At 68.7% G+C, this 24208-nt stretch carries 25 protein-coding genes and 2 pseudogenes; 10 read left to right on the forward strand and 17 right to left on the reverse strand.

The genetic code is table 11. The features are described from left to right. Positions 1-165: 165 nt before the first annotated feature. Positions 166-303, forward strand: a pseudogene (locus NKI68_RS14650) (CRISPR-associated endoribonuclease Cas6); the annotation flags it as partial. A 280-nt stretch (positions 304-583) separates the two neighbouring features. Here the strand turns inward: NKI68_RS14650 and NKI68_RS14655 are convergent. The 3 genes from NKI68_RS14655 to NKI68_RS14665 form a co-directional block, all read right to left on the reverse strand. Next, a complete protein-coding gene (locus tag NKI68_RS14655; RefSeq protein WP_254543852.1) occupies positions 584-1954 on the reverse strand; it encodes a dihydrolipoyl dehydrogenase family protein in 1371 nt (456 codons plus the stop codon). A 137-nt stretch (positions 1955-2091) separates the two neighbouring features. Then, positions 2092-2985, reverse strand: coding sequence for a sulfurtransferase (locus tag NKI68_RS14660; RefSeq protein ID WP_254543853.1), 894 nt, complete (start codon positions 2983-2985; stop codon positions 2092-2094). A gap of 148 nt (positions 2986-3133) precedes the next feature. Further along, on the reverse strand, positions 3134-4633 hold the full coding sequence (locus tag NKI68_RS14665) for a lipopolysaccharide biosynthesis protein (RefSeq protein WP_254543854.1): 1500 nt from the start codon (positions 4631-4633) through the stop codon (positions 3134-3136). 207 nt (positions 4634-4840) lie between these two features. On the opposite strand from NKI68_RS14665, the gene NKI68_RS14670 reads away from it, so the two are divergent. Then, positions 4841-5914 carry an FkbM family methyltransferase gene (locus NKI68_RS14670; RefSeq protein ID WP_254543855.1) on the forward strand — a complete coding sequence of 358 codons (1074 nt, stop codon included), beginning with the start codon at positions 4841-4843 and terminating at the stop codon, positions 5912-5914. A 9-nt stretch (positions 5915-5923) separates the two neighbouring features. On the opposite strand, the gene NKI68_RS14675 is transcribed toward NKI68_RS14670, so the two are convergent. Genes NKI68_RS14675 through NKI68_RS14685 form a run of 3 tightly spaced genes read right to left on the reverse strand, consistent with a single transcriptional unit; the run spans position 5924 to position 7189 of the window. Next, positions 5924-6802, reverse strand: a complete 879-nt coding sequence (locus NKI68_RS14675; RefSeq protein WP_254543856.1) for a nucleotidyltransferase family protein — start codon at positions 6800-6802, stop codon at positions 5924-5926. Then, a complete protein-coding gene (locus tag NKI68_RS14680) occupies positions 6796-6993 on the reverse strand; it encodes a hypothetical protein (protein ID WP_254543857.1) in 198 nt (65 codons plus the stop codon). The genes NKI68_RS14675 and NKI68_RS14680 overlap by 7 nt, the downstream gene beginning before the upstream one ends. Then, complete coding sequence (locus NKI68_RS14685) at positions 6980-7189, reverse strand: hypothetical protein (RefSeq protein ID WP_254543858.1); 210 nt, start codon at positions 7187-7189, stop codon at positions 6980-6982. Before NKI68_RS14685 ends, NKI68_RS14680 begins: the two co-directional genes overlap by 14 nt. 306 nt (positions 7190-7495) lie before the next feature. Here NKI68_RS14685 and NKI68_RS14690 point away from each other — a divergent pair, with 306 nt between their 5' ends. Further along, positions 7496-8179, forward strand: coding sequence for a PHP domain-containing protein (locus NKI68_RS14690; RefSeq protein WP_254543859.1), 684 nt, complete (start codon positions 7496-7498; stop codon positions 8177-8179). Between the two features lie 95 nt (positions 8180-8274). Here the strand turns inward: NKI68_RS14690 and NKI68_RS14695 are convergent. Together NKI68_RS14695 and NKI68_RS14700 are read right to left on the reverse strand one after the other, a co-directional pair. Further along, positions 8275-8745: pseudogene (locus NKI68_RS14695) on the reverse strand (NUDIX hydrolase); the annotation flags it as partial. 198 nt (positions 8746-8943) lie between these two features. Then, positions 8944-9924: a transcription initiation factor IIB gene (locus NKI68_RS14700; protein WP_254543860.1), complete on the reverse strand. Its 981-nt coding sequence runs from the start codon at positions 9922-9924 to the stop codon at positions 8944-8946. Between the two features lie 162 nt (positions 9925-10086). Here NKI68_RS14700 and gatC point away from each other — a divergent pair, with 162 nt between their 5' ends. From gatC to NKI68_RS14720, 4 genes are all read left to right on the forward strand, one after another. After that, positions 10087-10365, forward strand: coding sequence for an Asp-tRNA(Asn)/Glu-tRNA(Gln) amidotransferase subunit GatC (gene gatC / locus NKI68_RS14705; RefSeq protein WP_254543861.1), 279 nt, complete (start codon positions 10087-10089; stop codon positions 10363-10365). Further along, positions 10366-11721, forward strand: a complete 1356-nt coding sequence (gene gatA / locus NKI68_RS14710) for an Asp-tRNA(Asn)/Glu-tRNA(Gln) amidotransferase subunit GatA (protein WP_254543862.1) — start codon at positions 10366-10368, stop codon at positions 11719-11721. Positions 11722-11925: 204 nt separating this feature from the next. Continuing rightward, positions 11926-13518 carry a long-chain-fatty-acid--CoA ligase gene (locus NKI68_RS14715; RefSeq protein WP_254543863.1) on the forward strand — a complete coding sequence of 531 codons (1593 nt, stop codon included), beginning with the start codon at positions 11926-11928 and terminating at the stop codon, positions 13516-13518. 78 nt (positions 13519-13596) lie between these two features. Continuing rightward, positions 13597-13782 carry a hypothetical protein gene (locus tag NKI68_RS14720; protein ID WP_254543864.1) on the forward strand — a complete coding sequence of 62 codons (186 nt, stop codon included), beginning with the start codon at positions 13597-13599 and terminating at the stop codon, positions 13780-13782. Between the two features lie 82 nt (positions 13783-13864). Here the strand turns inward: NKI68_RS14720 and NKI68_RS14725 are convergent, their stop codons facing one another. The 8 genes from NKI68_RS14725 to NKI68_RS14760 all read right to left on the reverse strand — a co-directional run bounded on the left by NKI68_RS14725 (position 13865) and on the right by NKI68_RS14760 (position 20948). Further along, on the reverse strand, positions 13865-14371 hold the full coding sequence (locus NKI68_RS14725) for a PIN domain-containing protein (RefSeq protein ID WP_254543865.1): 507 nt from the start codon (positions 14369-14371) through the stop codon (positions 13865-13867). Further along, on the reverse strand, positions 14368-14751 hold the full coding sequence (locus NKI68_RS14730) for a UPF0175 family protein (RefSeq protein ID WP_254543866.1): 384 nt from the start codon (positions 14749-14751) through the stop codon (positions 14368-14370). Before NKI68_RS14730 ends, NKI68_RS14725 begins: the two co-directional genes overlap by 4 nt. A 239-nt stretch (positions 14752-14990) precedes the next feature. After that, the gene (locus tag NKI68_RS14735; protein ID WP_254543867.1) at positions 14991-16064 is read right to left on the reverse strand and encodes a nucleotidyl transferase family protein; all 1074 of its coding nucleotides are present in this window, start codon (positions 16062-16064) and stop codon (positions 14991-14993) included. Positions 16065-16326: 262 nt separating this feature from the next. After that, positions 16327-16674, reverse strand: a complete 348-nt coding sequence (locus tag NKI68_RS14740; protein ID WP_254543868.1) for a helix-turn-helix transcriptional regulator — start codon at positions 16672-16674, stop codon at positions 16327-16329. 24 nt (positions 16675-16698) lie between these two features. Beyond that, positions 16699-17442, reverse strand: coding sequence for an NRDE family protein (locus NKI68_RS14745; RefSeq protein WP_254543869.1), 744 nt, complete (start codon positions 17440-17442; stop codon positions 16699-16701). 26 nt (positions 17443-17468) lie between these two features. Further along, positions 17469-18953 (reverse strand): class I adenylate-forming enzyme family protein, encoded by a 1485-nt coding sequence (locus NKI68_RS14750; protein ID WP_254543870.1) that lies wholly within the window; start codon positions 18951-18953, stop codon positions 17469-17471. After that, entirely contained in the window at positions 18946-19995 is a 1050-nt protein-coding gene (menC, locus tag NKI68_RS14755; RefSeq protein WP_254546438.1) for an o-succinylbenzoate synthase, read from the reverse strand. Before menC ends, NKI68_RS14750 begins: the two co-directional genes overlap by 8 nt. A gap of 8 nt (positions 19996-20003) precedes the next feature. After that, positions 20004-20948, reverse strand: a complete 945-nt coding sequence (locus NKI68_RS14760) for a 1,4-dihydroxy-2-naphthoate polyprenyltransferase (protein WP_254543871.1) — start codon at positions 20946-20948, stop codon at positions 20004-20006. Positions 20949-21090: 142 nt separating this feature from the next. Here NKI68_RS14760 and NKI68_RS14765 point away from each other — a divergent pair, with 142 nt between their 5' ends. Genes NKI68_RS14765 through NKI68_RS14775 form a run of 3 tightly spaced genes read left to right on the forward strand, consistent with a single transcriptional unit; the run spans position 21091 to position 23100 of the window. Beyond that, the gene (locus tag NKI68_RS14765; protein ID WP_254543872.1) at positions 21091-22389 is read left to right on the forward strand and encodes an MFS transporter; all 1299 of its coding nucleotides are present in this window, start codon (positions 21091-21093) and stop codon (positions 22387-22389) included. A gap of 26 nt (positions 22390-22415) precedes the next feature. Next, on the forward strand, positions 22416-22718 hold the full coding sequence (locus NKI68_RS14770; RefSeq protein WP_254543873.1) for an AbrB/MazE/SpoVT family DNA-binding domain-containing protein: 303 nt from the start codon (positions 22416-22418) through the stop codon (positions 22716-22718). Continuing rightward, entirely contained in the window at positions 22696-23100 is a 405-nt protein-coding gene (locus NKI68_RS14775) for a type II toxin-antitoxin system VapC family toxin (RefSeq protein WP_254543874.1), read from the forward strand. The genes NKI68_RS14770 and NKI68_RS14775 overlap by 23 nt, the downstream gene beginning before the upstream one ends. Before the next feature lie 124 nt (positions 23101-23224). Here the strand turns inward: NKI68_RS14775 and NKI68_RS14780 are convergent, their stop codons facing one another. Further along, positions 23225-24136 (reverse strand): 1,4-dihydroxy-2-naphthoyl-CoA synthase, encoded by a 912-nt coding sequence (locus NKI68_RS14780; RefSeq protein WP_254543875.1) that lies wholly within the window; start codon positions 24134-24136, stop codon positions 23225-23227. Positions 24137-24208: the final 72 nt, after the last annotated feature.

Genomic DNA, 24208 nt, shown 5'->3' on the forward strand with positions numbered 1-24208 from the left:
GGTGATTTCGGCGGGACAAAGGGGTTTCTATGTGCACGAACGTGGTGTCCGACCACTATTATACAATCCATATGTGTTTATAATAAGTTATTCGATAACGTTTATTTCCTGGCAGCATGAACGTTTGCCGTATCATGTTAGACGAGCATGGGGGTGCGTAACCGAATGCGCGTTCTGGTCCACCTCTCCGCCCGGGCGGACGCGGCGTACGACAACGCGTACCACCACAAGCTTCGGGGGCGCATCTGGCGCGCCCTCGACGGCACCGAGTACGACGCGCTGCACGACTCGGACGATCAGCCTCGAACGCCGCGACGACACGCTCCTCGGTCAGACAGTCTATTGTGAAGACTCGACTGAACGTCGTTGGTTTCTCTGAATAGCCTCGCTTCCGTCGACCTCCCCGAGTGACGGATGCAGTAACGGTCGACAGAAACAATAAGTGAGTGACTCCTGATAGAGGGCTGTGTTCCGAATGGGACACCGATCCAGATGAACCCTGTGTAGTTGAAGCCCGTAGGAGATCAGGCTGTTGACCTCGTTCGGCTGCTGTTTCAGACGAACCCTTGTGGGATTGAAGCCATCACACGTCCGTGTCCTCGAACGCTTCGAGGACGACCTTGCTCAGCGCCGGGTGGACGTGGATGGCGTTCGTGACGTCAAAGACCGTGCCCGAACCGCTCGTGATCGCGACGATCACCTCGTGGATCAGCGTCGACGCCTCGGGACCGACGATGTGACAGCCCAGGACGGTCCCGTCGTCGGGGTCGGCGAGCACCTTTACGAAGCCGTCCTCCGCCTTCAGCGCCCGTCCCATCACCGTGTCGTCGTACGCCCGTCGGCCGACGACGTACGCCCGCCCCCGCTCCTCGAGTTCCTGTTCGGTCAATCCGGTGGCGGCGATCTGCGGCGAGGTGAAGATCGCGTGCGCCATGCCCGTGTAGTCCACCGGGGTCTGCTCGCCGCGGAGGGCGTTCTCGACGACGTACTTCGCCTCGTGGTCGGCGGCGTGTTTGAACTGGAAGTTGCCGGCGATGTCGCCCTGCGCCCAGACGTTCGGCGCGCTCGTCTCCAGGTACTCGTTCGTCTCGACGAACCCCCGCTCGTCCGTCTCTATCCCGGCCGCTTCGACGTCGAGCAGGTCGGTGTTCGGCCGGCGGCCCGCGGCGACGAGCAGGTCGTCGCCCTCGATCTCGATCTCCTCGCCCCCGTCGTTCCGCTCGGCGTGGACGGTGATCCCGTCGCCGGTTCGCTCGACCGCCGTCGCGGTGTAGCCGGTGCGGACGGTGTGCCGTCGCCGCGCGAGGTCGGTGAAGGTCTCGGCGACCTCGCGGTCCTCGCGCCCGACGAGCACGTCGTCCCGACCGACGATCGTCACGTGCGTGCCGAGCGCCCCGTAGAAGTGGCCGAGTTCCGCGGCGATGTAGCCGCCGCCGATGACCACGAGGCGCTCGGGTTGCGTCTCGAGCCGCAACGCCTCCCGGTTCGTGAGGTAGTCCACCTCGTCGATCCCCTCGATCGGCGGGACGACCGGCCGCGCGCCGGCGGCCACGACCACCTTCTCGCCGGTCACCTCCCGGCCGTCGATCTCCAGGGTCCGGTCGTCCACGAAGCGCGCCTGCTCACGGAACAGCGTCAGGCGGTCGCGCTCGCGGTCGGCGCGTTCCATGCGGTCCGACTTCCCGTCGACCGACGCGGTCACCTCCCGAACGATCGCCCCGTAGTCGATCCCCTCGATCCGCGCGTCGATCCCGAACTCGCCGGCGCGCCGGATCGACTCGACGAGATCCGCACGCTGAATGAGCGTCTTCGAGGGATTACAACCGCGGTTCACGCACGTCCCGCCGATCGGTCCGCGCTCTATCAGTGCGGTTTCGAGGCCCGCGTCCGCCGCCGCGTTCGCCACCTTGTTTCCGGTTCCACCGCCGATCACGAGTACGTCGAAGTCAGCCATCCCCGGTCACCACGTCTCGCCGATAGGGTAGACGGACGTATCCCGCTTTTCCGTATCGACGGGAACGGTCGGCGGGGACGGAATGTCGCACGGGACCGTACGGACGACGATCCCGAGGACCGAGGGCGCGAAGACGCTCAGTCCGGTTCCCCCGTCTCGATGGGCGTGCGGACGGTGCTCCCCCACTCGGTCCACGACCCGTCGTAGTTCCTGACGTCGTCGTAGCCGAGTAACTCCGTGAGTGCGAACCAGGCGATCGAGGAGCGTTCGCCGACGCGACAGTAGGTCACCACCGACTCGTCGCCGTCGACGCCGTGGTCCGCGTAGAGCGATTCGAGGTCGTCGCGGTCCTTGAAGGTCCCGTCCTCGTCGAGGTTCTCCTTGACCGGCACGTTCTCCGCGCCGGGGATGTGACCGCCGCGCTGGGCCGTCTCCCTGAGGCCGGGCGGCGCGATCACCTCGCCGGAGAACTCCTCCGGCGAGCGCACGTCGACGAGGGGGACCCCCGTATCGAGGATCATCTCGACGTCGTCCCGGTACGCCCGGATCCCCTCGAACGGTCCCCTGGCGCGGTACTCGACCTCGGGGAACTCCGGTACCTCGTCGGTCAGCGGGTAGTCGTTGTTCACCCAGTAGTCCTTCCCGCCGTCGAGCACGCGGGCGTCCTCGTGGCCGTAGTACTTGAACTCCCAGTAGGCGAACAGGGCGAACCAGTTCGGGATCCAGCCGTCGCCGTAGAAGACCACCGTCGAGTCCGGTGCGATGCCGCGGCTTCCGGCCAACGCCTCGAAGTCGCCCTTGGTCAGGATGTCCCGCTGGGTCCGATCGGACAGGTCCTCGTCCCACTGGAGGCCGATCGCCCCCGGAACGTGGCCCTGGTCGTACCGCGAGGGGAAGTCGGTGTCCGGCGACTCGGGGCTGTTCACCTCGACCAGTCGATAGTCGGGGTCGTCGCTCCGGAAGTCGTCGAGGTGCTCCTCCAGCCAGTCCGCGGAGACGAGCACGTCTCTCGCGTATTCGGTGTCACTCATGCGTTCCTCGAACACCGTGGTACGCGTGGGCAGGGCATAATCGTTAGTCACCCTCCGCCCGACTGTTCGCGTTTTCGGGGCGAGGTGGTCGCCGGGTCGTCGTCCCGAATCGGCTCGCCGTCGCGGATCGGCGCGTCGTCTCGGCCGGTCACCTGACCGCCTCGTGGGCGGTCCGAACGATGTCGCCCATGCCGTAGTCGAACCGGTGTTCGATCCCGAGCATCACCAGCGCGTAGAGCAGGACGCCCGTCGCGACGAGCAGGGCGAACGTCGCGAGCGGCGAGTCGAGGGGGACGCTCGCCCGGACGAGGAACACCCCCGCGCCCATGATCGCGCTGCCGATCGCGGGGTAGCCGAGGACGCGGAGGAACTCGGCGGGTCGGCCGTCGACGACGCGCAGCGAGAGGTACGCGGCGATGGGGGTCGTCACGAACTCGTTTGCCGCGATCACGAGCGCGGTCCCGGCGAGCCCCCACTCCGCGGTCGCCGGGTAGATGAACGCGACGATCAGGGCGAGCTTCAGCGTCTTGATCTTGGTCTGGTAGTCCGGCCGCCCGACCGCCCGGAACAGCGGCGTCGTCGGCGACCTGATCGACCGCAGGAGACCGTAGACGGCGAGCAACTGCATGGGGAGGATCATCGGGAGCCACTCGTCGCCGAGGAACGCGACGAACGACGGGGTGACGAGGGCGATCCCGACCGCCATCGGGAACGACGCGAACGCGACGAGCTGGATCGTGCGCAGGAACCCCGTGCGGAGCTGTGCGACGTCGTTCTGGAGCTTCGAGAAGGTCGGAAACGTCACCTGCGAGAGGGTCTGGGAGATCTCGGTCGCGGGCGCGTTCGAGAACCGGTACGCCGGCTGGTAGAGGCCGAGCGCGGACGCGCCGAGGAACCAGCCGACGAACGCGTCGTCGCCCTGTCCGTGGAGGAAGCCGACGACCGACGAGCCGAAGATCCACTTGCCGTACCCGAGCATCTCGCGCGCGGCGTCGACGCGAAACGCCGGCCACGGGCGGTAGTCGTGGAGCAGGTACGACGAGAACACGAGGGCCGTCTGTCCGGCGACGAACCCGACCGCGAGCGCCCACACAGACGGGGAGACGAGGGCGTAGCCGAGCGTCACGACGACGCGGACGACGGTGCTGCTGAGCGTGTACCCGAACTGTCTGTGGAACTCGAGGCCCTTCTGGAAGTAGAGGACGCCCGGGTTGACGAGCCCCGAGAGCAGCGGCGTGAGCGCGACGAACCGGATGATCGCCGTCGCCTGCGGCGCGTCGAAGAACGCTGCGGCCCACGGGGCGAGCAGGTAGGCGACGGTCGCGAGCGCGACCCCCCGGGCGATGTTCAGGCACCACGCCGTGTTCAGGTACGCGTCGACGTTCGACTCCTCGCGCTGGACGAGCGCGGCGTCGACGCCGAGGTGCGAGAACTGCTTGAGCCCCGCGAGCACCAGCATCGCGATCCCCATCAACCCGATCTCGGTGGGGCTGAGCAGCAGGAGCAGCGCGACCTGCATGCCGAGCAGGAGCGCCCGATCGACGACGTTGATCAGCGCGACCCAGATGCCGCTCTTGACCGCACGCTCGGTCACGTCCCCGCTCGGGACGAACCGTCGGAGGGCTCGGACGAGAGTCTTGATCGACACGATAGATGCCCTTTCCCGTACACCATCGCCTTATTTAGTAGTTTTCCGCCACGAGATATACTGTCGACCCTCAGCCCGAGGATCGCTGCGGGACGATCGAGCGGGGTACGCACCGACGGCACGGACCCCCTCGAACTCACCCTCGACCCCCACAACTTCTTAAATAAATAGTAGTACTTATTAACCAATACGTTGGGCTGAGATACTATGGTCTCTGTATCACTCGGTACCGGAACGTACACGCTCGCGTCAGCGATCGACGCGCTCGCCGGCGTTCCCGCGTCGGCGCGGATGGTGGGCGCGAAGGCGGCGCGGTTGCTGCGGGAGCGGCGGTTCGGGCAGTTCGTCGGCTACGTCGGGGAGGTCGTCACCCGGCGGAACCCGTACTACCGGTCGGTCGCGCGTCGGAGTTCCTCGCGGTTCGTGCGCCGCGAGGTACAGGGGAACGAGATGTACCTCGACCTCGAAGACGAGGGGATCTCCCGGACGCTCATCGCCTACGGCGTCCACGAACAGCTCTCGACTGACGCGTTCGAGGACGAACTTCGCCGGCTCGGGGAGCGGGTCGACGGCGAGGTCACGGTGCTCGAGATCGGGGCGAACATCGGCTACTTCTGCCTGCTCGAAGCGGGCATCCTCGGGGAGGACGCGCACATCTACGCGATCGAGCCGGAGCCGGGCAACCTGGATCTGTTCGAGCGGAACCTCGAACTCAACGGCTACGAGGACCGCGTCGAGATCGAACGGTGCGCCATCGGCGACCGCACCGGTCCGGCCGAACTGGAGCTGAGCGAGCAGTCGAACCGACACGCGATACGGGTGGCCGAGACCGTCCGGACGACTGACACCGTCACGGACGGCGGGCGGGCGGGGGACGCGGTCGCGACCGAGCGCATCCCGGTCCGCCAGGAGACCGTCGAGGGGTTCCTCGCGGAGCGGGAGTGTTCGCCCGAGGCCGTCAACGTCGTTCGAATGGACGTCGAGGGGTACGAGGCGAACGTCTTCGACGGGATGGGGGGCGTCCTCGCCGCCCCCGGTCCGACGGTCGTGCACGTCGAACTACACCCGATCTACCTCACCGAGATCGAGATCGACCGGATCCTCTCGGCGCTCGACGAGAACGGGTTCGAGATCGCGTCGGTCGTCACGAGCGAGGGTGTCGCCAACGTCCACAGACAGTGTCGGTGGCACGGGAAGGCGCTCGACGTCGACGACTTCGACGAACTGCGCCGGACCATGCTCGAGCGGGAGTACTGGATCGAACTCGTCGTTCGGAAGTGAGCCGTCGCGTCAGTACTCGTCGAACCGGAAGAGCTTCGACCTGATCGCGTCGTATCTGCCTTCGGTCACCGAGTCGTAGACGAGTTCGTCCGCGCCGTAGAACACGTCCGACAGTAGCTCCCTGAACGCCTCGTCCTTGCGCTGGTCGGCGGTCACCTCCTCGACGAGCGCGTCGCACCGATCGACGTAGTACCCGGAGAACACCCCGTGTTTGTCGAACACGCAGTGGGCGACCAGATGGGTCAGTTCGTCTGCCGCCATCGGGACGTAGAAGCCCTCGTGTAACCGGCGACGGTCGAACAGCCGTCGCTCGACGCTCGGATCGACCCGGATCTGAGATCCGTCCGAGGTCGAGGTGTACGCCAGGTGGTTCCGCAGATCGAGCTTGACTCCCCCGCCCTGCAGTTTCCGGTTCACGTACCCCTGCTTGTGCGACGTGTTCGGGCGGACGAGTTGCACGACGCGCTCGGGCGCTCGGAGCAGCGTGGCCGCCGCCTCGGTCGGCGATCGGACCGCGTGCTCCAGCAGCTCCGCCGCGTTCGACACGATCGGCTGGAGGGTCGACTGACGCGCCGTCGTCGGCGTCTCGAATCCCAGCCGCTCGCAGACGTCGATCGCCGTCTCGAACTCGGCCGCGTCGACGTAGATGTCGACGTCGCCGCGCGGCGTCTCCGGCAGCAGGTCGTACTTTCGAGGAACGACGTAGCGGACGTCCCGCTCGTTGAACTCGTCGAACAGCCGTTCGAGGATCGCTCCCTCCGTTCGGCGCTTCGCGCTCGCTCCGTTCTCCCGCACGGTGCGGCGCTCCGCCGTCGTCGCCGCTCCCGGTCCGGTCCCCCGCTCGATCACGGTTCCGCCCCTCTCGTTCCGTTCGGTCTCTGTCACCATCCTTTCCTCTCGTGAAGTTCCCGCTGTGCCCGCGCGATGACGTCGACGAAGTGATCGAACTCGTCGACCGACATGTCCAGTCGCAGGTTGCCCGCGTGCACGTGGATCGTCTCGCCCTTGTTCAGTTCGATGCGGTACTCCTGTCCGGTCGAGATCTCGAATTCCGCGAGTTCCTCCTCAACGATCCCCATCGTGAAGCTCCTCCCTGGCGTCTCGTAGTTGGCTGGCGAACGTGTCGAAGTCGCGGACGCCCATCTCGAGGCGCAGGTTCCGCAGGTGGACGTGGATCGACTCCCCGACGTTGTCGTCGACGACGAACTTCGTGCTGGTCTTGTCCGGCGCTGGATCGACCTCGTCCTCCGCTAGCACGTACACGAATACGTTCATCGCGGGGGACCTCCCCCTGACGTAGTCATTCCCATACCATCGTATATCGAGTTATCTTTACTAAAAATTTTACTACATATTTATATTTATTTTAGAATCGTCCAGTGAGTGTCAGAATGTCGGTAACGAAGGCGGACGCTCTCCCGACCGGCTTCGGCTCTCTGCGGGTCGACGTCGCGCTCGTCGGTCGCCGATCCGGTGGCACGTCGACGTGCGACGGGCGCATCCGACGTCTGTGCGAATCGGGCGCACGCGACGGTCCGGAGACCGGATACCTTTTTCTCCTTCGCCCTCCCACCTCTCGCTGTGCTGTCGGTCGAGCTTCACACGCACTCCGAACTCTCGTACGACGGCCGGGATCCCGTCGAACTGATCCTCCAGCAGGCCGAAGCCGTCGGTCTCGACGCCGTCGCCGTCACGGATCACGACGAGATCGACGCCAGCTTGGAGATGGCGGAGGTCGCCTCGGAGTACGGCCTCGTCGGCATCCCCGGGATGGAGATCACGAGCCAGGCGGGACACGTCCTCGGTCTGGGGCTTCGGGAGCGGGTTCCGGCCGGACTCCCGTTCTCGGAGACGCTCGACCGCATCCGCGAACAGGGCGGCGTCTCGATCGTCCCGCACCCCTTCCAGAAGTCGCGCCACGGCGTCGCCCCCCACATCTCCCGCGACGAGTTAGCGAGCGCGGACGCCATCGAGGTGTACAACTCCCGGCTCCTCACCGGGCGCTCCAACCGGCAGGCCGAGCGCTTCGCCGAGCGCCGCGGGCTGCCGATGACCGCGGGCAGCGACGCGCACATCGCCGAGATGATCGGCCAGGCGGTCACGCACGTGGCGACGGAAGACCGCACCGTCGAGGGGATCCTCGACGCCGTCGTCGCGGGCGAGACGACCGTCGTCGGCAAGCGCACGCCCTGGCGCATCAGCTTCCGACAGGCCGGCGGCGCGGTCAAACGCCGGGCGGTACTCGCGATGACCTCGCTGTTCTAGCGATCCCCCTCTGCCCGCTCCGCGTCGTCCTCGCTCCCGGTCACGTCCACCCGCTCCGTCTCGCCCGTCTCGTCCACTCTCTTCGCCCCGGCCGCCTCGACCGCCTCGATGGCCCGCTGTCCGACCTCCACGACGTCGGGTTCCAGGCGGTGGGCGTTCTCCCGTAGGTCGGCCGGCGTGAACCACTCCCAGCGGGCGGGCGCGGCCTCGTCGTCGCCGGCCGGCCGAACGTCCCGCGAGTCGACCGCCCCGTAGTAGACGAAGTCGACGTGCTGATGGCCGACCTCGCCCGTCGGGTGGACGTCGATGTCCTCGAGCAGGAACTGCCGGGGCATCGCGAGGGAGCGGACCGTCTCCGAGGACACGTCCCCCGCGGGGGCGACGAGGTCAACGTCGAGGCCGGTCTCCTCGCGCACCTCCCTGATCGCCGCCTCGTGCGGGAGTTCGTCGCGGTCGAGGTGTCCGCCGGGCGGGAGCCACATGCCCAGTCTCTCGTGGTCGTGCAGCGCCGTCGCGCCCTCGTTGACGATGTACACCGTGGCGACGAAGTGCCGGGTCGTCTCCATGCCCGGCGGTCCGGGCGGTCGCCGCTTGGCGCTTCTGATCGCTCCGCGCGCGACGCTCACGGTCGAACGGTCGAACGGCGGTTCGCGTGCGACGGACGAGCGACGGAAGAACGAGCGACGAGAGAACGAGCGACGGAAGGACGAGCGGCGAACGAGCGGCGGAGAAACGAGCGGGCCGGCGACGGGCGACCCGGTCTCTCAGTACGAGGTGGCGTTCCCCTCGGCTTCGAGGAGTTCGTGGTACCGGTTGCGGATGGTGACCTCGGAGATGTTGGCGACGTCGGAGACCTGGCTCTGGGTGACCTTCTCGTTCGAGAGCAGCGCCGCCGCGTAGATCGCCGCCGCCGCCAGCCCCACCGGCGACTTGCCGGAGTGGATGCCCTGCTCCTTCGCGTTCCGGAGCAGTTCGCGGGCGCGGCGTTCGACCTCGTCGGAGAGGTCGAGGTCGCTGGCGAAGCGCGGGACGTAGCTCTCCGGATCCGCCGGCTTGATCTCCAGGTTCAACTGGCGGACGACGTAGCGGTAGGTGCGGGCGATCTCGTCCTTGTCGACGCGCGAGACGGCCGTGATCTCGTCGAGGCTGCGCGGGGTGCCGGCCTGGCGGGCGGCGGCGTAGAGCGCGCTGGTGGCGACGCCCTCGATGGAGCGACCGGGCAGGAGGTCCTCGTTGAGCGCCCGACGGTAGATCACGCTGGCGGTCTCGCGGACGTTCTCGGGGAGGCCGAGGGCGCTGGCCATGCGGTCGATCTCGCCGAGCGCCTGCTTGAGGTTGCGCTCCTTCGAGTCGCGCGTGCGGAAGCGCTCGTTCCAGGTGCGCAACCGCTGCATCTTCGCCCGCTGGCGCGAGGAGAGCGAGTTGCCGTAGGCGTCTTTGTCCTGCCAGCCGATGTTGGTCGAGAGGCCCTTGTCGTGCATCATGTTGGTGGTGGGCGCGCCGACGCGGGATTTCTGGTCGCGTTCGGCGGAGTCGAAGGCGCGCCACTCGGGGCCGCGGTCGATGCTGTCCTCCTCGACGACGAGACCGCAGTCCGCGCAGACCGTCTCGCCGTGCTCCGTGTCCGACTCCAACCGACCGCCGCACTCGGGACAGAGGAGTTCCCCCTCGTCCGCCTCGCGCTCACCCTCCTCTCGTTCACGCTCGCGCTCGCTCGTTTCCCGCCGGATAGTGGTATCTGTCATCGTGTGGGCTCGGGGTGGGTCGCTCGACCCAGAATCGTCTGTACACTACTGTTGTGAACCGAGCGACTTAAATCTGTTGACCGAGAGACGGCCTCTCACGCCCCGAGGCCGTCGAATCCGGGCATTCGAAACCCTTAGTGTCGGGCCGTTGCAGGTGCCAGTATGAGCGACGCATCGGTCGACCCCGATGAGGTCCGTCACGTCGCGGACCTCGCGCGGGTCGCGCTGGACGAGGAGGAGGTGACGCGCTTCGCCGAGCAGTTCGTCGAGATTCTCGCGCACTTCGACTCCCTCGACGAGGTGCCGGAGGTGGACCGCGAGCGCGAACTGGTCAACGTCATGCGGCCCGACGAGACCCGAGCGTGTCTCTCGCAGGAGGAGGCGCTCGCCAACGCGCCCGAGACGGAGGACGGCTACTTCAAGGGACCGCGGGTGTCGTAGATGGGCGATCTGAACGCCTTCATCACCGAGGAGACGATCGAGGGCGCGGACGACGGGCCCCTCGCGGGGCGGACCGTCGCCGTCAAGGACAACATCTCGACCGCGGGCGTCAGGACGACCTGCGGGTCGGCGATGCTCGAGGACTACGTCCCGCCCTACGACGCGACGGTCGTCGAGCGCCTGACGGCGGCCGGCGCGACCGTCGTCGGCAAGACCAACATGGACGAGTTCGGGATGGGCTCGACCACCGAGACCTCCGCCTACGGCCCGACCGAGAACCCCGCCGCGCCGGGGCGCGTCCCGGGCGGCTCCTCGGGCGGTTCCGCCGCCGCCGTGGCCGCGGGCGAGGCCGACCTCGCGCTCGGGACCGACACGGGCGGATCGATCCGCAACCCCGCCGCCTTCTGCGGCGTCGTCGGCATCAAGCCCACCTACGGTCTCGTCTCGCGCTACGGCCTCGTCGCGTACGCCAACTCGCTCGAGCAGATCGGTCCGCTCGCGCCGACGGTCGAGGAGGCGGCGGAACTGCTCGACGTGATCGCCGGCCCGGACGAGCGCGACGCGACGACCCGCGACGCGAGCGAGGCACGCGACGACCCGGACGGGCGGGCGGCCGCCGACTACGCGAGCGCCGCCGACGGCGACGTGTCGGGGACGACGATCGGCGTCCCGACCGAACTCGTCGAGGGGGCAGACGGGGGCGTCGTCGAGGCGTTCGAGGCCGCGCTGGACGACCTCCGGGCGCAGGGCGCGGAGACGGTCGACGTGTCTCTCCCCTCCGTCGAGCGGGCGGTCGCCGCCTACTACGTCATCGCGATGTCCGAGGCGTCCTCGAACCTGGCGCGCTTCGACGGCGTCCGCTACGGCGTCTCCGCGAGCAGCGCGAGCGGTGGTTCGGAGGACGAGCGGAGCGAGTCCTCCGCCGTCTCTGGCGGCTACGAGGGCAACTGGAACGACGCCTTCGCCCGGTCTCGCGAGGCGGGCTTCGGCGAGGAGGTGAAGCGCCGCGTCCTCCTCGGGACCTACGCCCTCTCGGCCGGCTACCACGACAAGTACTACGCCAAGGCCCAGGACGCCCGCGCGTGGGTCGCCCGGGACTTCGACGCGGCGCTGTCGGAGGCGGACGTCCTCGCCTCCCCCACGATGCCCGTCCCGCCGTTCGAGCGGGGCGAGAGCCTCGACGACCCGCTCCAGATGTACCTCGCGGACGTGAACACCGTCCCGATCAACCTCGCCGACCTCCCCGCGATCTCCGTCCCGGCGGGCGAGACGGACGGTCTCCCCGTCGGCGTCCAGTTCGTCGGCCCCGCCTTCGGCGAGCGCGAGATCGTCCGCGTCGGGAGCGCGCTGGCCTGAGCGGGTGTCACTGCGCTCCCGGTTCCGCCGCCGAGCACCGTCGGCCTCGTCGACGTACCGTCGATCCACCGACTTCGGCGGAGCGTCCGAACTCGAAACAGGTCACTCACGAACGACAAGTCGGACGTGACTAACGCAGCTGCGTTTGTGCTGAGGTGGCGAAAACCATTAGCCAACGCCGTCGAAACACCCGTTCGATAGTTCATGAAGGTTCAGATGCTGACGCTCGACTTCCTCGACCGGGCGCTCGATCTCTACGACGACGTGGTCGGGGTGGTCGCCCACGACGGCACGGAGTACACCTACGCCGAGTTCGGCGAGCGGGTGAACCGTCTCTCGAACGCGCTCGCCGATCTCGGCGTGGAACAGGGCTCCCGGGTCGCGCTCCTCGCGCCGAACACGCACTACTTCCTCGAGACGCTCTACGCGACCAACCAGCTCGGCGCGGTGTTCGTCCCGATGAACTACCGCCTCGTCCCGGAGGACTTCGAGTACATCCTCTCGGACTGCGAGGCGAACACGGTCATCGCGGACTACGACTACGCCGAGAACGTCGAGTCCGTTCGGGACTCGATACCGGCGGACAACTACGTCGGCTACCGGGCCGACGAGATCGAGGGCGACTGGCTCGACTACGAGGACCTGCTCGCCGACGCCTCCGTCGAGGCCCCCGAACGCCCCGACATCGTCGAGGACGACGACGCCTCGATCAACTACACCTCCGGGACGACCGGCGACCCGAAGGGCGTCGTGCGGACCCACCGCACCGAGCACTGGCACGCGCTCGTGCTCAACCAGCACATGGAGATCCGCGACGACGACACGTACCTCTGGACGCTGCCGATGTTCCACTGCAACGGCTGGGGGCACACCTACGCCATCACGGGCACCGGGGGGACGCACATCTGTCAGCGCACGTTCGATCCCGAGGGGACGCTCCGGCGCATCCGTGACCACGACGTGTCGTTCATGTGCGGCGCGCCGACGGTCCTCAACCGGATCATCGCCTACCACGAGGAGCACCCCGACGAGCCGACGACGGGCGACCGGGAACTCCGCATCGCCACCGCGGGCAGCGCCCCGCCGAAGGCGACCATCGAGACCGTCGAGGACGAGGTCGGCTGGCGCATCATCCACATCTACGGCCTCACCGAGACCGCGCCCATCATCACCACCTCGAACTCCCCCCGGCGCATCGCCCAGCGCGGCCGGGAGATCAAGTCCTTCCAGGGGTTCGAGACGCTCGCCACCGACGTGCGGGTCGTCGACGACGACGGCGAGGACGTGCCCCGCGACGGCCGGACGATGGGCGAGATCGTCGTGAAGGGCAACCAGGTGATGGACCGCTACCTCAACAAGGAGGAGGCGACCCACGAGGCGTTCAACGCGAAGAAGCCCGGCTACTTCCACACCGGCGACCTCGCGAGCTGGAACGAGGACGGGATGATCTCGATCAAGGACCGCGAGAAGGACATCATCATCTCCGGCGGGGAGAACGTCTCCTCGCTCCAGGTCGAGGACGTGCTCTACGACCACCCCGCGATCGCCAAGGCGGCGGTCATCCCCACGCCGAGCGACGAGTGGGGCGAGATGGTCACGGCGCTCGTCGTCACGAAACCCGGCGAGGACCTCACCGCCGACGAGGTGACCGAGTTCGCCCGCGAACACCTCGCGGGCTACAAGATCCCCCGGCGCGTCGAGTTCGTCGACGACCTCCCCGAGACGGCCACCGGCAAGGTCCAGAAGTACCAGCTCCGCCAGGAGTACTGGGAGGGCGAGGAGCGACTGATCGGGTAGGGCCGAGAGAGCGGGACGTTCTATACTCTGCGGAGAACGGACGTGATTATTATTGATGACCGGACAGTGACTCCCGTCATGGGAACCTTCGAGAAGATCGCCGTTCTCGATATGAAACTCAGGGTCGTCGTCGTCGTGGCAGTACTGACGTTTCTCGTCGTGGCAATTCCGATTCTCACCGTTTTCTCCCTCGACGCCGGGGTCGTAACCGGAGCGGTGGCCGCGATCGTGGCGGCGTACCTCACCGCCAAACGGCTCTCTTGATGCGACCGGTCGAGTACCGAGTACTCCGTGTGCGTGACTTACTCCGTTTTCTCTCTGTCGGGCAATTTCACTAGTACAGCGATCAGCGGTATTCCTCGATGTCCCGATACGGAACGTAGTATCCGAAATCGTCGATCCAGGTTTTAAGCCACGCGTCTGCGGTCGGTCTGTCGACTCGACCGGCGTCGATAGCCGCGAGCAAGATGCCGACAGAGCCGACTACTGAGATACCTTGGTTCTTGGCGAACGTACGAGCGTCACCGTCATCGGTCAGGAGGCGGCCATCGTGAGCGTCGGCAAGGGCGAACGCCTGTGCCTCACCGGGGTCGAGATGCCCGCGGACGACTGCCTCACGGTTTGCTACGGTGTCCGAAACCGAAGCGACGGGAACAGTTTCATCGAGCGCATCGAGCGCTGGACGGAGGTACGGATGACTGTCGACTCCGTTCTCGAGTTCTTCGCGAACGACCGGAACGGTACAAATATTCGCGAGAGCCGCCAGCAAGTCTACGCGATCGATAAACGAGAAGTTGGAGAGGACTGTGGTATCCAATACGCTCGGATTTGGCGGGACATCGTTCGTCGTCATTCAGATGGTGAATCGTTACCGCCAGCGGCCGACTGCTCGTCGTCTCTGTCGGTAAATTCGAGTTCGGTGGCGGCCCCCGCTTCGTACTCAGCGTCGGCTTCGTCCGCGAGCCCGAGTCGGAGTTCGACGCCGTGCTCACGAAGGATATCGCGCATCGTCCAGCGGTCGACGGCTGCGAGTCGGGCAGCATCTCCGAGGGTAATCACCTCTCGTTCGTAGAGGGCGACGGCGGCGGCAATGCGTTCGTTTTCGTGGTCCTCGAAGTATTCACGAGCGAACTCCCGGAGGGCATCGCTCTTACCGCCGAACACGCCGGCTTCGACCGTCCCCTCGATGAGCAGTTCTAAGTCGTCGGGGTAGGAGCCAGTGATTCGCGCCATCGTTCTACCTCCGCCTAGGCTTTCATACTATTTATGAACTCGGCTCGACGGTGTGATCAGCTATCGCGTGGGCCCTCAACTGTCGTCACGGACGCTTTTGTTGTCCGCTGAGGATGCCGCTCCTGGGAGTTACGCTACAAAGGCCGCTCGCTCACTCACTGCGTTCGTTCGCTTGCGGCACTACGCACGAGCACGAGCGAAGGCCGCCATCGAGGCGCTCAGTAGCTCCATCGCGGTCGTCACCCCCACGCCGCCGCGGCGTCGGCGAGGAAGTCCGCGTACGCTCTCTTCGCCGCCGTCCACTCGTCGCCGCCGCGCTCGTACGCCCCGCGCACCTCCTCGAACTCGGCCGTCGAGTACGGCGAGGCGACCCGCATCATCTCGAAGATCACGGCGTCGGGGAGGCGGTCGTCCGCGAGCACCCGATCCCGCACCGTCGCGGGGTCGTCGTCGAGCGAGACGTGCGACCGGGGCAGGCTCTTCGACATCTTCGGGTAGCCCGCGAGCCCGGGCACGAGCCGGGTGTAGAGGCCGGCGACGGTGCCCGAGTAGGGCGACGCGTCGAGCAGTCCCCGGACGAACGATGACAGCCCGTGGTTGTCGCTCCCGCCGACGAAGCAGACGTGCTCGTACCCGCCGCGGACGAGGGGGTGGAGCGTGTCGGCGGCGAGCAGGAGGCCGGTCTGCGCACCGGCGAACCGGGGCGTCTCGCCCCCGGGCGTCTCGGCAGACTCGTACGCCGCCGCCAGTTCGGACTCGAAGGCCGTCGGCTCCGGTTCCGACTCTCGGGCGCTCCCGTCGCCCTCCCCTGCCTCCCCCGGGTCGTCGGAGCCGTCGGCCGCCTCGCCGTCCGGGTCGTAGTACCGCGAGAGGAGCATCGCCGTCCGGAGCACCCCGGGCGCGTCGAGTTGCGTGCGGAGGGTGCCCGCCCGCTCGTCGAAGCCGAGGTCGAGCGCGAACGAGCGGTAGCGCCCCGCGAGCGCCCGCACCTCGTTCAACCCGCGCCCCGCGGCGAGGTAGGCGGGGAGGTCCGCGAGGACGAGTTGCACGTCGAGCCCCGCCTCCTGTAACCGGATCGCCGTCAGTAGCTGGCCGAGGGTGCCGACGTGCGGCGGGCCGGTCATCGAGACGCCGGACGTGACGAGCGCCGGCTCGCCCGCGTCCACCCGCGACGCGAACGCTCGCCCCCGGTCGGCGACCGCGAAGGTCCGTCCGATCTCGGGAGCCGACACTCCACCGACCGCGAAGTCCGCGCGTTCGAATCCCCGATCCTCGACGAGCGTCCGGTAGTGGTCGCGGAGCAGTTTCGACATACGTGACGGTTCTCGGGACGCGACAAAGTGTTAACTCGGCACGCGGTACCGAGCAGCACTCGCTCTCGGAGGGGACGCTACGCGTCGCACCGCGAGCGAGCGCAGTGAGCGAGCGGGCGCAAGCGCGACCGCAGGGAGCGCGCCGCGTTTTTGGTCCAGCTTTTGCCAGGGAGGCGGGAGCGACCGCGAAGCGTGTCGCTCCCGCCCGACCGCAGCAAAAGGTGGCGGAGCAAGAGGTGGCAGTTCGAAGGGTGGTGGTTGCCTATTGGTAGGCGAGTCGCATGATCCACTGCGAGAAGGCGTCGCTGCTGGTGTCGAGTTCGTCGTCCGCGACGAACGGCGAGAGCATGTCGCCGGCCATCAGCAGCGAGAAGTCGAGGTCCTTCGCCGTCGGCGTGAGGTAGTAGGTGTTGTGCCCCTCGTAGACCGTCTCCTCGCGGTCGATGAGGTCCTTCTCGACCAGCGACTCGACGATGCGACTCCCCTTGCGCGAGGAGACGTCGAGTTCCTTCCAGAACTCGCTCTGGTGAATCCCACCGCTCTCGCGCACGAGTTCGAGGCCCGCTAACTCGTCGTCAGACAGGTCCTCCTCCGAGGATGCAGCGCTCATACGGACTAGAGGGAGGTCGGTGGATTAAATCTGACTGTCCACGGGTCCGTACTCGGTCACGCACGGCGGGCCGTCGGCGAACAGGTACGACCCCCGCCCCTCCGCGTCGACGGCGATGAGCGACGAGGACTTCGTCCCGAACTGCCCCGCGTGAATACAGACGCCGTGCTCGTGATCTCCGAGGTAGGTGGCCGCCCGGTCGCGCCAGTCGAGCGCGGTCTCGCCCCCGCGCGGGGCGAGCTTCCGTAACAACCGCTCGCCGTTCTCCGCCTGCTGGCGACCGAGGTCAGGACGGAACTCGGGGGCGAAGTACGTGGCGTCGTAGCCGACGTTCATCACGACGTGGACGCCGGGGTCGAAGCGGGTCGCGGTCGGATCGCCGTCGTTCGCGACGAGGACGGCGTCGTCGGCGTCCGCGAGCAGGAGGTAGAACCCCTCGTAGTCGCGGGTCGCGAGTTCGTCCTCGACGACGGCGAGCGCGTCGTCGGCGCTCCGCTGTCGCAGCGCGTCCCGGACGAGCAGGCCGCGCGAGCGCTCGCCGGTCAGCCCTCGGACCCAGAGGTTGGTGACGGCGACGACGACGCCCGCGTCGTTGTACCCGATCCACGTTCCGCCCGCCTCCTCGTCGGTCGGGGCGACGATCCGCCGATCGCCGTCCGCGAACTCACGCGGCGAGGACGAGGGGCGGTCGAGGCGCTCGTCGCGGTTCGCGGCGACGACGACCGGGTGCGACTCGAAGACCTGCCAGGCGACGGTGAGGGTGCACACGGGTATCCCTAGGTGCGGAGCGGACGTTAAACTCGTTTCTCCTGAAGGCGCTCGCGCACGGCCGCCCGGTCGACCGTCCCCGATTCGGTCCGGGGCAACTCGCCGAACGCGACGACGCGCGGGAGTTTGTACCCCGCGAGCGACTCGCGGCAGTGCGCCTCGACCGCGGCCGCGTCGATGCGATCCGGGTCGGCGTCCGTCTCGCGCTCGATCAGCGCGGCCACCCGCTCGCCCCACTCCTGGTCGGGGAGGCCGACGACCGTCGCGTCGCGGACTCCGTCGAAGTCGCACAGGACCGCCACGACCTCCCGGGGATCGACGTTCTGTCCCCCCGTGATGATGCGGTCCGCCTTCCGATCGCCGATCCACAGGCGGCCGTCCTCGTCCACGCGGCCGACGTCGCCCGTCAGCAGTCCGTGCGGGCAGAAGGCGTCGGCGGTCGCCTCCGGATCGTCGTAGTACCCCGGGGTGACGGTCGGTCCAGCGACGACGAGTTCGCCCGCGTCCCCCGGCGGGAGCGGATCGCCGTGCTCGTCGATCACCGTCACCTCGGTGAACAGGAGCGGTCGCCCGACGGTGCCCACGTGGGCCACGGCCTCCTCCGGACGGGCGGTGGCGACCTGCGAGGCCGTCTCGGTCATGCCGTAGGTCGGGCAGACGGGGACGCCGCGCTCGCCGCACTCGCGGACGAGGTCGTCCGGGGCCGGCGCGCCGCCCAGCAGGACGAACCGGAGCGAGTCGGGGAGGTCGCCCGCGTCGAGCAGTCGCCGGAGGAGCGTCGGGACGAGCGAGATCCCCGTCGGGCGGTGCTCACGGAGCGCGTCGAGCAGATCCTCGGCGTCGGTCGGGCAGAGCACGACGGCCGAGCCGTAGAGCGTCGAACGCAGGACGGGCGCGAGTCCGCCCATCGAACTCGGCGACAGCGGCGAGGCCCACCGGTCGTCGGGGAGGGTCCCGAGGCGAAACGCGCTGGCGCTGGCGCTCGTGAGCAGGTTCTTCAGCGTGAGTACGACTAACTTCGGCCGGCCCGTCGTCCCGGAGGTGTAGAGCATCACCTGCGGGTCCTCGGGGTCCCACTCGGGCAGGTCGAACGGACGGGGCGTCGTCGCCGCGATGGGCGTCGCCTGGCCGTCCGCGTCGACCGACCGTACCGGCACGCCGTCCGCGGCGGCGAGCACCCGATCCTCGGTTTCGGCGTCGCAGAGGAGCAGGTCGAGGTCGGCGCGCTCGATTCGCGGTTCGAGTTCGGCGGTGGTCGATCGCGTCGATAGCGGGACGAGCACGCCGCCGACGCGCATCGCGGCGTGGACGGCCTCGACGGCGCGCGTGCGCGTCTCGATGAGCACGCCGACGTGGTCGTCGACGCAGATCCCCTCGGCCGCGATGCGTCCCGCGAGCAACTCGACCGCCGAGTCGAGTTCTGCGTAGGTGCGGGACGCGCCGCTTCCGGCATCGACGAGCGCCGTTGCGTCCGGCGTCACGCGCGAACGCTGGGCCAGCCAGTCACGCACCTGTCGAACCAGCGCGCGCTGGTACATTTCCTTTTCTTTCCGGGACGGTGAGTGCCCCCCCCTCGAGACGACACGGGTCGGGCGCGAGGTCCTCGGCGAGCATCGACGCGGTCGCCAGCCCGCACGCCGGAACGTCGCCGAGGCTGGCGGCGAGGTGGACCGCCGCCGTCCGGGCGTACACCGCGTCGACGGTGGTGGTCACGACCGTACGGACGCCGAGCGACCGCGCCCGGCACGCGATTCGCCGCGTCCGGTCCGGGCCGCCGAGTGCCATCGGTTTCAGGACGAGGAGATCGGCGGCGTCGGCGTCGAGGACGGTCGCGGCACCGTGTTCGACGAGCGACTCGTCGAGCGCGACGCCGACGGGACCGCCGCGGAGCGCGGCGTGCCCGGCGAGGTCGTCGGCCGCGAGCGGTTGCTCGACGTAGGCGACGGCGAGGTCGGGACCGGCGACCGCCTCGACCGCCTCGCGCGCCTGCTCGCGCGTCCACGCGGCGTTCGCGTCGGCGCGGAGTTCGACGCCGCCCCCGACCGCCTCGCGGACCGCGCGCAGTCGGGCGACGTCCTCCTCGACGGCCCGCGCGCCGACTTTCACCTTGATCGCGTCGAATCCCTCCTCGACGGCCGCCAGCGCGGCTGCGGCCGTCTCGTCGGTCGGGCCGTCGCCGACGGTCGCGTTGACGGGAACCGCAGTGACGCGCTTCGTCCCACCGAGATGTCGGTGGAGGGGGACGCCGGCGCGTCGGCTGCGGGCGTCGGCGAGCGCCAGCGCGAGGCCGTGACGCGCGGCGGGCGTCCCGCGGGGGGAGAGCGCGTCGAGCGCCGCGTCGACGCCGTCCCCGTCGGCGACGGCTCGCGCCCGCTCCAGCGCGGCCTCGCACGCGCTTCTCGACTCCGTCCAGCCCGGGAGGGGCGTCGCTTCGCCGACGCCCCGCTCGCCCCGCCGCTCGACGGCGACGACGAACCCCTCTCGTCGGTCGATCGTCCCGTTCGCGGTGGTGAGCGGACGGTCGAGCGGGAGCGAGAACGGTTCGAGGGTCACGGTCGCGCTCATGCGAGCGTCGGCGCGGCGAGTCCGATCGCGAACAGCACCGAGTGAGCCGCGAGGAGCTTCCCCGTCGTCTCGAGCGCGGGGTTGAGCGCCTCACCGCTCGTCTGCGTGAGTACCGTCCGCGAGAGCGAGACGGCGAGCGGGAGCGTGAGCAGCGGAAGCAGCGCGGGGAGTCCGTAGCCGGTGAGCGCGAAGATCGGGGGGACGGCGTAGGCCATCCCGAGCAGGAGGAGGAACTCGGCTCGGCTGAACCGGTAGCCGAGCGCGACCGCGAGCGTGCGCTTTCCGGTCGCGGCGTCGGTCTCCCGATCGCGGACGTTGTTCACGACGAGGATGCAGGTCGAGAGCCCCGCGGCGGGGAGGCTCGCGACGACGGCCGCGAGCGTGACCGTCCCGTCGGGGATCCACAGCGGGAACGGCTCCGCGAGGAGGGCCGCGGCCTGAACGTAGTACGTTCCGACGACGGCGACGAGGCCGAAGAAGACGAAGACGAAGAGGTCGCCCAGCCCGCGGTAGCCGTAGGGGTACGGCCCGCCGGTGTAGGCGATGCCGGCCGCGACGCTCGACAGCCCCACGACGAGGATGGGGACGCCGCCGACGTACACCAGGTACGTCCCGAGGGCGACGGCCGCGAGGAACGTGAGGTACATCGCGCGCTTCACCTCCCGCGGCGGGATGAGGCCGGACTGCGTGACGCGGGTGAAGCCCTCCCGGTCGTCCGTGTCCGCGCCGCGGACCGCGTCGTAGTAGTCGTTGGCGAAGTTCGTCCCGATCTGGAGGAGGAGCGCGCCGATCAGCGCCGCGACGGCTGGCAGGGCAGAGAACACCCCGTCGTGGACCGCCAGGCCCGTCCCGACGACGACGGGCGACGCCCCTGCCGGGAGCGTCTGCGGCCGCGCGGCCATCAGCCACGCCTTCGTCCGCGAGACGTTCTGCGTACTCATTGCCGGGGTGTGGGGCCGCCGGGAGGGTGAAGGTTCGGATTCGAGATAGCCAGCGTGGCGGCCCGGCCCCGGAGCGCCGGAGCCCGGCGCGGCTCTCCGGGACCGGTAACTACTCCCATGCGCTTCGCGTCACGCTCGGTCGGTGCGCTCCCTTCGACGCTCCGCGGCCGAGGTACCCCGCGGGACCGCCCTCGTCGTCGGTCTCGTCAGCGGGTCGCACGCCGTGAACCACATGTACCTCGTGCTGCTGCCGCCGGTGCTGCCGACGCTCGCCCGCGAGTTCGAGGTCAGCCTCGCGGCGCTCGGCGTCGCCATGGGTGCCCAGGCGTTCGTCAACACGGTCTGTCAGCTCCCCTACGGCTACCTCGCCGACGAGCGCGACCGGACGCTGACGCTGGGCCTCTGTCTGACGCTGGGGTCGATCGGCGCTCTGATCCTGGCGCTCGCCCCGACGTTCGAGTGGCTACTCGTCGGGCAGGTCGTCGTCGGGCTCGGCGTCGCCGGCCACCACCCCGCCCACTTCCCGCTCCTCGCCGACGCGACCGCCGAGCGCAACCGCGCGCGGGCGTTCAGCGTCCACGGCTTCGCCGGCAACCTCGGCTTCGCGGCACCGCCCGTGCTCATCACCGCGATCGCCGCCCACCCGGCGCTGACGTGGCGGCACGCGTTCGGGCTGATCGGCGGCGTCGGCCTCCTGTACGCGGCGGTCGCGGTCGTGACCCTCCTGCGCGGCGTCGACCCGGAGATCCGGCGGTCGAACGCGGACGCGGACGTGGACGCGCCCCCCGGGCGGGAACCGCGGTCGGTCGGCGACCGGCTTCGCGCCGGGATCCGCTCGATCGCGTCGGCCCCCGGCATCCTCGGACTGGGGCTGTTCGCGCTCGTCGCCTCGACGGTGATGTGGGGCGTCACCTCGTTCGTCGTCGTGCTCCTCACCGAGGGGTACGGGCTGGACTCCGGGACGGCGAACCTCGCGCTGTCGTCGGCGTTCGTCGTCGGTGCCGGACTCATCCTGATCGGCGGGGACCTCGCCGACCGGGTCGGCCCCGGTCCCGTCCTCGTCGGCAGCTACCTCCTCGTCGCGGCGTTCGTGTTCGCGCTCGCGTCGTTCGCCGTCCCGCCGCTCGTCGCCGCCGTCTGTGCGGTGTGCGCCGGGAGCGTCGGGAGCCTCAGCCTCCCCGCCCGCGACAAGTTGGCGGACGCGCTCTCCGCCCGCGGCGACGTCGGGAAGAACTTCGCCGTGATCACGGTCGGCATCATGATCGGCAACGCCGTCGCGCCGCCGGTCTTCGGCGCGCTCATCGAGTCGAGCGGCCTCAGCCCGGCGTTCGCGGCCATCGCCGCGGTCGCCCTCCTCGCCGTGGCGCTCGTCGGAACCATCGTCCGCCGCGTCGACGGCGCCGGGGTCGGGGCGAAGGGGGCGGGGACCGGCGGCGACTGAGTGAACGTCGTCTCGCTCGGAGGTGCGTGACGATTCGACTCTCCGTGGGAAAGATACAAAATCATCCCAAACATAGCGATCCCATGGGGACGGCACGCACGGACGACCGAGGCAGGCTCTACCTCCCGCGCGAACTCCGGGACCGCTACGGAACGGAGTTTCACGTCGTGAGGTACCAGGATCACGTTCGGCTCATACCGATCCCCGACGACCCGGCGGCCGTCATCCGGGACGAAGTCGGGGACGCGTTCGACGGGAAGTCGATCGACGAACTACGCGACGAAGCGCGGCAGCAGGCGATCGAGGATGCCGAAGAACACCTACGTTGAGACGGACGTTCTGCTCGCGCTGGCGAAGAACACAGATTGGCTGAAAGAGCGCGCCGAGCGTGCCGCCGACGGTGACGAGTTCGAACTCGAAACGTCGGCGTACGCGTACCTGGAATTTCTCATGCTCGGGGAGCGATACGACTTCGATCAGGGCCGCGTCGCGGTCGCCCTCATGAGTATGATTCCGATACGACCCGACTCGGATCAGGAACTGGTGCTCAAAGCGATCGAGTACCAGGACGAACACGGCGCGACCGCGTTCGACGCGTTCCACGCCGCCGTCGCCGAGATGCGAGGGCTTCCCGTCCTCGCCTCGGACAAGGCGTACGACGACTTCGAAGTGGAGAGGTTCCCGCTCGATCCCGGCGAAGAAGACGAGTGACGCCCGAGGGTATCGCGACGCGGAGAATCTCACCTCGCGTCCGGGCGGGCGCGACAGACGCCGATCGGCGCGCACCGTTCGGCATCGACGAAGCCCCGTGAGCGCCCCCGAGTGGCGGGAAACGTCAGTAGTGCCAGGGGAACCGCGAGAAGTCCGGCTCGCGCTTCTCCAGGAACGCGTCGCGACCCTCCTGGGCCTCATCGGTCATGTACCCGAGGCGCGTCGCCTCGCCCGCGAACACCTGCTGGCCGACCATCCCGTCGTCTGCCATGTTGAACGCGAACTTGAGCATCCGGATCGCCGTCGGGCTCTTCTTCGTGATCTCCTCGGCCCACTCCAGCGCGACGCGCTCTAACTCCTCGTGAGGGATCGCCTCGTTCGCCATGCCCATGTCGACCGCCTCGGCGGCGGAGTAGGTCTTCCCGCGGAAGAACACTTCGCGGGCCCTCTTCTGGCCGATCTGCCGGGCGAGGTACGCGGAACCGAACCCGGCGTCGAAGGAGGCGACGTCGGGGTCCGTCTGGAGGAACTTCGCGTGCTCCTCCGAGGCGAGCGTCAGGTCGCAGACGACGTGCAGCGAGTGGCCGCCGCCGACGGCCCACCCCGGGACGACCGCGACGACCGGCTTCGGCATGAAGCGTATCAGTCGCTGGACCTCGAGGATGTGGAGGCGGCCGGCTCTCGCCTCGCGGACGGCGGGGTCGTCGTCGGCCGCCGCCTCGTCGTCGCCGCGGTACTCGTAGCCGGAGCCGCCGCGGACCGACTGGTCGCCGCCGGCGCAGAACGCCCAGCCGCCGTCCTTCGGGGAGGGACCGTTACCCGTGAGCAGCACGCAGCCCACGTCGGCCCGTTTGCGGGCGTGGTCGAGCGCGGCGTACAGCTCGTCGACCGTGCCGGGACGGAAGGCGTTCCGGACCGCGGGCCGGTCGAAGGCGATGCGGACGGCCGGTACGTCCACCGCCCGGTGGTAGGTGACGTCCTCGAACTCCCCCGTGACCTCCTCCCAGCGGTCGGGGTCCATGATCTCCGAAGCCATGTGCGAGAGCGGGAGGCGGCGCGCAAAAAGATTCCCGTCGACCGGCCGCGAGCGGAGGACGGGGATCCGGTC

The organism is Halomarina pelagica, assembly GCF_024228315.1.
Taxonomy (GTDB): domain Archaea; phylum Halobacteriota; class Halobacteria; order Halobacteriales; family Haloarculaceae; genus Halomarina; species Halomarina pelagica.

What these genes read in the sequence shown, in the direction of transcription:
- NKI68_RS14730 (WP_254543866.1), bottom strand. Translation starts at nt 14,751, where the DNA reads ATGGCGCGAATCACTGGCTCCTACCCCGACGACTTAGAACTGCTCATC.
- NKI68_RS14700 (WP_254543860.1), bottom strand. Translation starts at nt 9,924, where the DNA reads ATGACAGATACCACTATCCGGCGGGAAACGAGCGAGCGCGAGCGTGAA.
- NKI68_RS14725 (WP_254543865.1), bottom strand. Translation starts at nt 14,371, where the DNA reads ATGACGACGAACGATGTCCCGCCAAATCCGAGCGTATTGGATACCACA.
- NKI68_RS14685 (WP_254543858.1), bottom strand. Translation starts at nt 7,189, where the DNA reads ATGAACGTATTCGTGTACGTGCTAGCGGAGGACGAGGTCGATCCAGCG.
- NKI68_RS14675 (WP_254543856.1), bottom strand. Translation starts at nt 6,802, where the DNA reads ATGGTGACAGAGACCGAACGGAACGAGAGGGGCGGAACCGTGATCGAG.
- NKI68_RS14735 (WP_254543867.1), bottom strand. Translation starts at nt 16,064, where the DNA reads ATGTCGAAACTGCTCCGCGACCACTACCGGACGCTCGTCGAGGATCGG.
- NKI68_RS14670 (WP_254543855.1), top strand. Translation starts at nt 4,841, where the DNA reads ATGGTCTCTGTATCACTCGGTACCGGAACGTACACGCTCGCGTCAGCG.
- NKI68_RS14680 (WP_254543857.1), bottom strand. Translation starts at nt 6,993, where the DNA reads ATGGGGATCGTTGAGGAGGAACTCGCGGAATTCGAGATCTCGACCGGA.
- NKI68_RS14775 (WP_254543874.1), top strand. Translation starts at nt 22,696, where the DNA reads ATGCCGAAGAACACCTACGTTGAGACGGACGTTCTGCTCGCGCTGGCG.
- NKI68_RS14780 (WP_254543875.1), bottom strand. Translation starts at nt 24,136, where the DNA reads ATGGCTTCGGAGATCATGGACCCCGACCGCTGGGAGGAGGTCACGGGG.
- gatC (WP_254543861.1), top strand. Translation starts at nt 10,087, where the DNA reads ATGAGCGACGCATCGGTCGACCCCGATGAGGTCCGTCACGTCGCGGAC.
- NKI68_RS14740 (WP_254543868.1), bottom strand. Translation starts at nt 16,674, where the DNA reads ATGAGCGCTGCATCCTCGGAGGAGGACCTGTCTGACGACGAGTTAGCG.
- NKI68_RS14720 (WP_254543864.1), top strand. Translation starts at nt 13,597, where the DNA reads ATGGGAACCTTCGAGAAGATCGCCGTTCTCGATATGAAACTCAGGGTC.
- NKI68_RS14760 (WP_254543871.1), bottom strand. Translation starts at nt 20,948, where the DNA reads ATGAGTACGCAGAACGTCTCGCGGACGAAGGCGTGGCTGATGGCCGCG.
- NKI68_RS14660 (WP_254543853.1), bottom strand. Translation starts at nt 2,985, where the DNA reads ATGAGTGACACCGAATACGCGAGAGACGTGCTCGTCTCCGCGGACTGG.
- NKI68_RS14655 (WP_254543852.1), bottom strand. Translation starts at nt 1,954, where the DNA reads ATGGCTGACTTCGACGTACTCGTGATCGGCGGTGGAACCGGAAACAAG.
- NKI68_RS14715 (WP_254543863.1), top strand. Translation starts at nt 11,926, where the DNA reads ATGAAGGTTCAGATGCTGACGCTCGACTTCCTCGACCGGGCGCTCGAT.
- gatA (WP_254543862.1), top strand. Translation starts at nt 10,366, where the DNA reads ATGGGCGATCTGAACGCCTTCATCACCGAGGAGACGATCGAGGGCGCG.